The organism is Pseudomonas migulae NBRC 103157, from assembly GCF_002091715.1.
Lineage (GTDB): Bacteria > Pseudomonadota > Gammaproteobacteria > Pseudomonadales > Pseudomonadaceae > Aquipseudomonas > Aquipseudomonas migulae_A.
This window is the reverse complement of sequence record NZ_BDAG01000080.1, coordinates 1-8,668: the sequence shown is the minus strand read 5'-3', so window position 1 is coordinate 8,668 and position 8,668 is coordinate 1. Positions and strand designations below refer to the sequence as shown.

Genomic DNA, 8,668 nt, shown 5'->3' with positions numbered 1-8,668 from the left:
GGCGATCCGAACCACCCTCAGCCACACGGCTTTCAATCAGACGATCCGAGCCGCCCTCAGCGACAACCGGGTGAGCAGAAGAAGCGGCAAAAGCGTTAACTGCAAAAACCGAGAAAGCGATGCTGAGGAAGAGTTGGCGTTTCATGATGGTGTGCTCCGGGGTGTAGTTGTTTGGTATGGAGCTGATGTTACGCCGCGGATTTTTTAAGAGAACTTCATTGAATTGATGGTGACTATCGACGTGGGCAATGGTCCTCAAACTTCACATGAGCCAGAGGGCAGGCTGCTGTCAGGGGTGAGCCCTGCGGAAACCCTGAATCTCGAAACAGATCTGCAGGCCGTTGACGGGGGCGTAGCCGGTTTTACGCTGATTCATGGCGGGATCTGCGCGTATGTTCGGGTTTACGCCGGATGGCGAGTGGATATCTGCGCGAAGGTGATTATGCTTCAGGGAACCTTGCAGTGATGTGAGGCGGTCAGCCTGTTGCCAGGCTTCATGAAATCCGTAGTCCGATGACTTCAGCCCAGGGCCAGAGTGCGACGATCGTAGTGAGGTGCTCCGGCCTACAACAAGAGCAAGACGGAGAAGACTCATGGCCGCAATCGACAACACCACCACGGGCAACTTGCCCAGCCACGGGATCACCAAGGAGGAGCGCAAGGTCATCTTTGCCTCGTCCCTGGGCACCGTGTTCGAATGGTACGACTTCTACCTTTACGGCTCCCTCGCCGCGATCATCGCCAAGCACTTTTTCGCCGGCGTCAACGAGACCACGTCCTTCATTTTCGCGCTGCTCGCGTTCGCTGCGGGGTTTGCCGTGCGGCCCTTCGGCGCGATTGTGTTCGGCCGACTGGGCGACATGATCGGGCGCAAGCACACCTTCCTGATCACCATTGTCATTATGGGTATCTCCACCGCCATCGTCGGTTTTCTACCCGGCTACGCGACCATTGGTGTGGCGGCGCCGATCATCCTGATCACGCTGCGCCTGCTTCAAGGCCTGGCGCTGGGTGGTGAGTACGGCGGGGCGGCGACCTACGTGGCCGAGCATGCACCGAAGGGCAGGCGTGGTTATTTCACCTCGTGGATTCAAACCACGGCGACCCTCGGTCTGTTTCTGTCGTTGCTGGTGATCCTCGCTTGCCGCACGATCCTCGGCACTGAAGCTTTCGAGGCCTGGGGCTGGCGGATTCCCTTCCTGCTGTCGATCCTGTTGCTGATCATCTCGGTGTACATCCGTCTGCAACTCAGTGAGTCGCCGGTGTTCCTGAAAATGAAGGCCGAGGGCAAGGCTTCCAAGGCGCCGCTGACCGAATCCTTCGTTCGCTGGGGCAACCTGAAAATCGTGATCATGGCGCTGCTCGGCGGCACCGCTGGCCAGGCGGTTGTCTGGTACACCGGGCAGTTCTACGCGCTGTTCTTCCTGCTGCAGACTCTGAAAATCGACGCGCAGACTGCCAACTTGCTGATTGCCGGTTCCCTGTTGATCGGCACGCCGTTTTTCGTGATTTTCGGTAGCCTGTCCGACCGAATCGGTCGCAAGGGCATCATCATGGCCGGCTGTATCCTGGCGGCGGTGACTTACTTCCCGATCTTCCATGCGTTGACCCAGTACGGTAACCCCGACGTGTTCATCGCCCAGGAGAAAAATCCGGTCACGGTGGTTGCTGATCCAGACCAGTGCTCGTTCCAGTTCGACCCGGTGGGTAAAGCCAGATTCACCAGTTCCTGCGACCTCGCCAAGACGGTGCTGGCGAAACGAGCGATCCCCTACAAGAACGAGAAGGCCGAACCGGGTACCGTCGCGCAAGTGCGCATCGGCGATAAGGTGATCCCGAGCTTCGAGGGCACCGGCATGCCGGCCGCCGACTTCAAGGCTCGCAACGACGCCTTCGCCGCCACCCTCGGCACCGCCCTCAAGGACGCCGGCTACCCCGAGAAGGCTGACCCGGCCAAGACCAATTACCCGATGGTGTTGTTACTGCTGACCATCCTGGTGATCTACGTGACCATGGTCTACGGCCCGATCGCTGCCTGGCTGGTGGAACTGTTCCCGGCGCGCATCCGCTACACCTCGATGTCGCTGCCGTACCACATTGGCAACGGCTGGTTCGGCGGCTTCCTGCCGACGGTTGCCTTCGCCATGGTCGCGGCCACGGGGGATATCTACTATGGGCTTTGGTATCCGATCGTGATTGCGGTGATGACGGCTATTCTTGGGACGTTCTTCTTGCCGGAAACCAAGGATCGGGAGATTCATCACACCTAGGGTTGGGGTTGGGAAGGTTTTTGGGATTGGGTGGGGGCATATCCGTTGCTGCGGTGATGGCCGCTATTGGTTTCGCCCTTACGGCGAGTCACTTGGAAAAGCCCCAAGTAACCAAGGGCTCTTGCCCCTTTCGTTCGGTGCCTCGCTATGGCTCGGCATGCCCTCGCTCCGGTCCTGCTCCGTGGGCCCGCCGCCATCGGCCATCCATGGCCGGGGGCGGCTAACCCGGCATCCATGCCGGGTTGCCCACTGCGCAGAACCTGCGCTCGGCCTCTCGAAGGGGGCGTTCAGATCAAAAGCTGAAGGCGAGCTAACGCTCGGCCTGATGAGTGGTGGGAATCAAAAGCGTATGGGATTCCCTGTAGGAGCCGGCTTGCTGGCGAAAAGCGTCTGGGCGACGCGTTCATTCAGACAACCCGCGTTATCGTTGACGTCCATCGCCAGCAAGCCGGTCTCGCTCCTACAGGGGGAATGCGTACGATCATAGAGCCAGGTCGGCTGGCGAGCCACCGTACGTCAGGGGCGCGGGCGCTTGGTTACTTGGCGCTTCTCCAAGTGACCCGCCGTAAGGGCGGAACCAATAGCCGCCGTTACCGCAGGAATGGATATGTACACCATCAAAAAATTGCCATCACCAGACTAAGCGGCCGTTACCGCAGCAACGGATATACACCCAGTCAAAACCACTCCAAGAGAATGCCCATGGATCGCTTGTCTACGTTGTTGTCGCAGTTTGGCGTACGCGCACACCTGTTTTACAACGGCAGGCTGTGCGGTATGGCGTCGTATGACGGCGCCGACCCGCGTGGTCATATTCACCTGCTGCAGGCCGGTACCGTCACTTTGCGCGGAGGCGACCGCAAGGACGTGCTGCTGACGCAACCCAGTCTGATTTTTCTGCCACGCCCAAGCCGGCATCAACTGTTCGCCGGTGAGCCCGATGGCGCTCAACTCCTGTGTGCGTCGATGGAGTTTGAGGGCGGGGTCGATAACCCATTGTCGGCCTCGTTACCCGATTGCCTGGTGCTGTCCCTGGAGGAGTTGCCGCTGCTGGCCGATACGCTGCGATGGATGTTCGTCGAGGCGGCAGCCGGACATTGTGGCAGGGAAGCGGCGCTGGATCGTTTGTTCGAATTACTGATCATCCTGCTGTTTCGACATCTGCTCGATCATCACCAACTGAGTACCGGCATGATGGCCGGGCTCGCGGATTCGCGACTGGCGCGCTCGCTGGTGCAAATGCACAACGCACCTGACCGTGCCTGGTCGGTGGCGGAACTGGCGAGTGAGTCGAACATGTCGCGTGCGGCCTATGCCGTGCACTTCCGGTCAGTGTTAGGGCAGACACCGGCGGACTATCTGTTGAGCTGGCGTATCAGCCTGGCGCAGAAGCGTTTGCGTGAAGGGCGGCCGATTACGCTGATCGCAGCGGAAGTCGGTTATGAAAGCCCTTCGGCACTTGCGCGCGCGTTTCGGCGCAAGACGGGCTACAGCCCTCGGGACTGGCTGAAAGATTTGGCGGGAGAGGGGGACGGACTTTCTTGATGGGGCATGGCCTGAAAACATCGAATTGCTTCAGGCCATCCCAAGAGAAGGCTCATCGGATCAGCGGGTTTCCAGCGCGGTTAAAGAATGGCCGGCCACGAAGATGGACGCGGCAAGCAAACCGATGTCTTTCAGGAGAAACTGGCCCGGTGCAACCGAAATGGCCGGGAAGCCAAGGCTGGGTTCGATCACTCCAGGTGTCGACAACATAAAGCTCAACGTCGTGAAAAACAGCCCGGCTGACAACGCGCCACCGATCAATGAAAGTTTGGGGGACAGCAGTCGACCTGCAATAAGAGCGCCGATCGAGACTTCCAGGACGCCGAGTAAACTGGAGAAGGTATCGACGCTGAAAATGTTGTAGACCCAGCCCAGGAAGGGGCTGTTGCTCACCAGCGGAACCAGGCCTTGTGCTTCGTAGTGAGTGAATTTCATGCCGCCGAACCAGAAGTAGATCACGGCGAGGGCAAAGTACGCACCGTAGGTTCCAATCGCTGTGGTTTTGCTCCCGAGCGATGATTTTCCAGAGGCGGTATTGGTTTTGTAGTTCTCGATGCTTAAGGTTTTCATGAGTCAGGCTTCCAATAGGGGGTGACGGTACCTTTCACACCCCAACGCGGTGTGCGCGGGGAGTGGAGACAGTGTTGCCTTTGATGCCGCGCTATTGGGTTCTGAACGTATTGAGTCCGATGCAGATCGTCTTGACTCGTTGCCGGCCCTGATTGAGTAGGGTGGCTTTCGTTGCTGCGATGGACCGTATTGGGCTCGCGAGTCGGCGCTAACCCTCTCGCGGTGGAGGCAGGGCTTGTTTTACCATTCGGGCTCACCTGCTCAAGTGGTACGCGACCCGATGGTTGCGCGCCGTATTCAAATGGAAGGATCCCCGCGCCATGTCCAATTTGTTGTTTCGCAAGCTCGCCTTGTCCAGCCTTCTCTTGCTCGCCGGTTGCGCTGCATCAACCCCAAATGCTCAGATTTCCGTCAAGTCCAAGGCCATTGAAGCCTTCACCGACATCTGCCTGAAGACTGCGCCATCGTTCGCCGGTTCGGCCGAAGCAGCCAAGCGTTACGGTATCGACGATCTGCAGGATATGGGCTTTACCCGTATCGGCTTCACGGCTGACAAAAACCTTGCGGTGCAGTTGTCTGCGAAAGAGTGTGTCGTCACGACCCCGAGCCAGTCCGACAACAGCCTGCCCCGACAATTGTTGAGCGCTGTGCAGCCTTATTCGCAGACAGCGGTGGCGGATCGTGTGCCGTCGAAGGTTAGCCTCCAGGGCGCAAACTTCATTCTTCAGCATGACCGTAATGGTGGTGAGGCGTACGTGCTGTTGCGCAATAACTGAGCCGCGTTTTTTAGCCTGCGGCGGAATTGGACTTGGGAATGGTGTACATCTCCGTTTCTGCGGTAACGGATATACGCCCAATCGCTCAAACACTCGACTTAAGTGACCCGCACCACACTCACTCAGGCAACCCGGCCATCCGCAGCCCCTGCGCAAAACGAGCAAGATCCTCTGGCCGCTGAATAGGCAGCCATTCTTTCAAATTGGAAACACGCAATGCAGGGTCCAGCTCTCGCAAGCGCTGCATTGCCTGTTTCGCATTATCCGTTTGTCCCCTCAGCGCATGACTGGCCGCCAGCAGCGCGACCGGGGGCAACAGGGTGGGAAGGTTACGCAATGCCTTCTCCGCCCAGTCCGTCGCACAGTCGTAGCGCCCGGCAAAGAAGTGCGCGAGCGCCATGCCCACCTGCATCCTGAACATCTCCGGGTCCAGCGGGCTCAGGCGAACCGCATGGGTCAAAAACTCGATGGCAGCGTCTGTTTCACCGCGCAATGCACGCAAAACACCGCCCAGGTACCAGGCGGGAGCGAGGTTGGGATTGAGCAGACGTGCCCTGTCGAGCAGGGCAATGCCGCCATCGACATCGCCGGTGAGATGGGCCAGCGCATGCCCGCTTCGCGTCAACGCCACCGCGTCGTCCCGCCCGAGCGTCATGGCCAGGCGCGCAAGCCGTGCGCCTTCGGCGATCTCTTGAGGTGGATCCGTCATCCAGCCATTCAACTTGCGCCAGAAATGACACCACGCCGCCATGCCGTAAGCCGACGCAAACTCCGTGTCGAGTTCGATGGCCTTGTAGAACAATGGCAGCGCCTCCTCGATGGCTTCCCGAGTGCCGCTGTGCAGTTTCGCCATTCCGCGCAGGTAATAGTCGTAGGCGCACAGGCTTTCCGTCGGCTTGCGCTTGGCCCGCTCGATTTCCGCCCGCTCGAGTTGCGGCGCGATAGCGCCGACGACGCTTTCAGCGATCTGATCCTGCAACTCGAAAATGTCGTGGAGCGTGCCTTCGAAGCGCTCCGCCCAGAGGTGCGTGCCGGTCGTCGCATCAATCAGTTGCCCGGTAATGCGTACCTTGTCACCGGACCTGCGCACACTGCCTTCCAGCACGTAGCGCACGCCGAGTTCCTGGCTGATGCCTTTGACGTCCACCGCCCGGCCTTTGTACGTGAAGCTCGAATTGCGCGCGATCACGAACAGCCAACGGATACGCGACAGGGCGGCGATGATGTCCTCAACCACGCCGTCGGCGAAATAATCCTGTTCCGGATCGCCGCTCAGGTTCTGGAAGGGCAGGACGGTGATCGAGGGGTTGTCCGGAAGCGTGAGGGGATAGGGGGCAGATTCAGCCTGGTTGGCGGGCATATATGCGCCGATACCCTGTGCGTCAGGCTGTTTTGCCTCTGCGGTTTCGTCATCTTCGACCTCGCCAATGAAGCGGTAACCCTTGCGAGCGACCGTGCGAACCAGGCGCTGTTCCTCGCCGGTATCGCCGATGGCCTTGCGCACCGCATTGATGTGGCTGGTAATCGTCGATTCCGACACGACCCGGCCGCTCCACACCGCCTTGAGCAGGTCATCCTTGCTGACGACGCGATCGCGGTGGCTGATGAGCTGCAGCAACAAATCGAAGACCTGTGGCCCGATGGGCACGACGTGCCCGCGCAAGGTGAGTTCCCGGCGCTCTTGATCGAGCACATAGTCTTCAAACACGAATGGCAAGTTGAATATCCCCTGGGAGAGCGCCCTCGACTCCGGGTCCGAGCGGGTGAGTAGTGCGAGAAGTCGATAATACGGCAGCGCGAAACCGGCTGCACCGTCGAGCAGGGATGACATTCAAACGCGGGTTTCCTTGGACGAAAAACCAAGGCTGACCCAAGGCAAATCCAAGACCGGTGCAAGGACTTCCCTTGCGCGCGCGGGCACTCTGGTTCCACATCGACAGCAATGGTTGCCGTCAAGAAGCTGAAGCGGAGAGAGCCCATGAAGATCGTCGTCATCGGAGGCACCGGCCTCATTGGATCGAAACTTGTGAACAACCTCCGCGAGCGCGGCCATGACGTGCTCGCAGCTGCCCCCAGTACGGGCATCAACAGCATCACCCGCGAGGGCCTGGCCGCAGCGATGGATGGCACTGATGTGGTCGTCGACGTGGCAAACGCGCCGTCGTGGGAGGACCAGGCCGTGCTCGATTTTTTTGAAACGTCGAGCCGTAACCTGCTGGCCGCCGAAGCGGCTGCCGGGGTTCGTCATCATGTGGCGCTGTCGATTGTTGGCAGCGAGCGGCTGCCCGATTCCGGTTACTTCCGGGCCAAGGTCGCGCAGGAAAACCTTATCAAGGCGTCCGGCATTCCTTACACCATCCTGCGGGCTACGCAGTTCTTCGAGTTTGTCGACGGCATTGTCCAGTCGTTCGCCGTCGGTGAGGAGTTTCGCGTTTCGCCCGCGCTGATCCAGCCGGTAGCGTCCGACGATGTAGTGGCGGCGCTGGCCAATGTCGTACTGGCGGCGCCGGTCAATGGCACGGTCGAAGTCGCAGGTCCTGAAGCCATACCCCTCGACGAACTGGCCAGACGCTTTCTGCGAGTAACCCAGAACAACCGTAAGGTCGAGCCGGACGTCAACGCGCGCTACTTCGGCGCCGCGCTCGACGATCAATCGCTGACCGCCGGCAAGAACGCGCGCCTTGGCGCTATCCGTTTCGAAGACTGGCTCGCTCGGTCGACAACCCAAACGGGGCGCTGAGGCTAAATCGACAAGGCGCTGACCCGACGCCGTCGCGCCCTCATCAAACAGACCCACAAGGAGATTCGCCATGTTTTCCCGATTGCTTCTGGCCGCTGCTTTCGCAGCGCTCTCGATGACCGCGTCGGCCGCCGACAAACCCGCAGGCAAGGTGACGATGGTGTTCGACCGTCCCATTCCGAACATCCCTGGCAAGAGCATGAGGGGCGTGCTCGTCGAGTATGGGCCGGGCGCCGCGTCGCCATCTCACACCCATCCGAAAACGGCCTTCATTTATGCAACGGTCCTGGAGGGCTCGTTTCGCATCAAAATCAAAGGCGAGCCGGAAAAGATCTACAACGTAGGCGAAAACTTCGTTGAGGAGCCGGGTTCCGTGCATGAAGTCAGCGCCAACGCCAGCGATACCCAACCGGCACGCCTGCTGGCCGTGTTCGTCCTCGATTCCAATGAAAAAGTGCTCGTCACGCCCATCGGGAAGTGAATCGAACAGACAGCGGGCGGCAGGCCATTGCCGCCGGCGCAAGCGCCGAAATCCCTGTCGCCGTGAAGCGCCGAGGCAAGAAAAAAATGACCGGCCGTTAACTGTGCGTCGCCGTCGTCCTGGTCCTGGCTGCCGGAGGGGCCATTATTTTGAGCAAGAAAAAGCCCGGCTGATCAGGCCGGGCTTCTCGTTAAGTACTGCGGTAGAGCCATTCATTCAAACAGCGCGGCTTTCGATCAGGCGGTCGGAACCACCTTCGGCAACGCGGTTTTCGATCAGGCGGTCA

At 59.8% G+C, this 8,668-nt stretch carries 7 protein-coding genes and 1 pseudogene; 5 read left to right on the top strand and 3 right to left on the bottom strand.

Annotated features, from left to right (window positions below; all coding sequences use genetic code 11):
* A pseudogene (locus PMI01S_RS32195) lies at nt 1-145 on the bottom strand (phage infection protein); the annotation flags it as partial.
* Between the two features lie 448 nt (nt 146-593).
* Here PMI01S_RS32195 and PMI01S_RS30455 point away from each other — a divergent pair.
* Together PMI01S_RS30455 and PMI01S_RS30450 are read left to right on the top strand one after the other, a co-directional pair.
* A complete protein-coding gene (locus PMI01S_RS30455) occupies nt 594-2,270 on the top strand; it encodes an MFS transporter (protein WP_084323871.1) in 1,677 nt (558 codons plus the stop codon).
* Nucleotides 2,271-2,972: 702 nt separating this feature from the next.
* A complete protein-coding gene (locus tag PMI01S_RS30450) occupies nt 2,973-3,815 on the top strand; it encodes a helix-turn-helix transcriptional regulator (RefSeq protein ID WP_084323870.1) in 843 nt (280 codons plus the stop codon).
* Between the two features lie 60 nt (nt 3,816-3,875).
* Here PMI01S_RS30450 and PMI01S_RS30445 read toward each other — a convergent pair whose 3' ends face one another.
* Entirely contained in the window at nt 3,876-4,385 is a 510-nt protein-coding gene (locus PMI01S_RS30445; RefSeq protein ID WP_084323869.1) for a YkgB family protein, read from the bottom strand.
* A gap of 320 nt (nt 4,386-4,705) precedes the next feature.
* On the opposite strand from PMI01S_RS30445, the gene PMI01S_RS30440 reads away from it, so the two are divergent.
* Entirely contained in the window at nt 4,706-5,161 is a 456-nt protein-coding gene (locus tag PMI01S_RS30440) for a hypothetical protein (RefSeq protein WP_084323868.1), read from the top strand.
* A gap of 118 nt (nt 5,162-5,279) precedes the next feature.
* On the opposite strand, the gene PMI01S_RS30435 is transcribed toward PMI01S_RS30440, so the two are convergent.
* On the bottom strand, nt 5,280-6,878 hold the full coding sequence (locus PMI01S_RS30435; RefSeq protein ID WP_084323873.1) for a winged helix-turn-helix domain-containing tetratricopeptide repeat protein: 1,599 nt from the start codon (nt 6,876-6,878) through the stop codon (nt 5,280-5,282).
* Between the two features lie 261 nt (nt 6,879-7,139).
* Between PMI01S_RS30435 and PMI01S_RS30430 the strand changes: the two genes are divergently transcribed.
* Both PMI01S_RS30430 and PMI01S_RS30425 read left to right on the top strand, forming a co-directional pair.
* Entirely contained in the window at nt 7,140-7,901 is a 762-nt protein-coding gene (locus tag PMI01S_RS30430) for an SDR family oxidoreductase (RefSeq protein WP_084323867.1), read from the top strand.
* 70 nt (nt 7,902-7,971) lie between these two features.
* Nucleotides 7,972-8,382: a cupin domain-containing protein gene (locus PMI01S_RS30425; protein ID WP_084323866.1), complete on the top strand. Its 411-nt coding sequence runs from the start codon at nt 7,972-7,974 to the stop codon at nt 8,380-8,382.
* The last annotated feature ends 286 nt before the right edge of the window (nt 8,383-8,668 follow it).

Bases quoted from the DNA above. Each gene is read 5' to 3' on its own strand.
- PMI01S_RS30450 (WP_084323870.1), top strand. From the start codon at position 2,973: ATGGATCGCTTGTCTACGTTGTTGTCGCAGTTTGGCGTACGCGCACAC.
- PMI01S_RS30430 (WP_084323867.1), top strand. From the start codon at position 7,140: ATGAAGATCGTCGTCATCGGAGGCACCGGCCTCATTGGATCGAAACTT.
- PMI01S_RS30445 (WP_084323869.1), bottom strand. From the start codon at position 4,385: ATGAAAACCTTAAGCATCGAGAACTACAAAACCAATACCGCCTCTGGA.
- PMI01S_RS30425 (WP_084323866.1), top strand. From the start codon at position 7,972: ATGTTTTCCCGATTGCTTCTGGCCGCTGCTTTCGCAGCGCTCTCGATG.
- PMI01S_RS30440 (WP_084323868.1), top strand. From the start codon at position 4,706: ATGTCCAATTTGTTGTTTCGCAAGCTCGCCTTGTCCAGCCTTCTCTTG.
- PMI01S_RS30455 (WP_084323871.1), top strand. From the start codon at position 594: ATGGCCGCAATCGACAACACCACCACGGGCAACTTGCCCAGCCACGGG.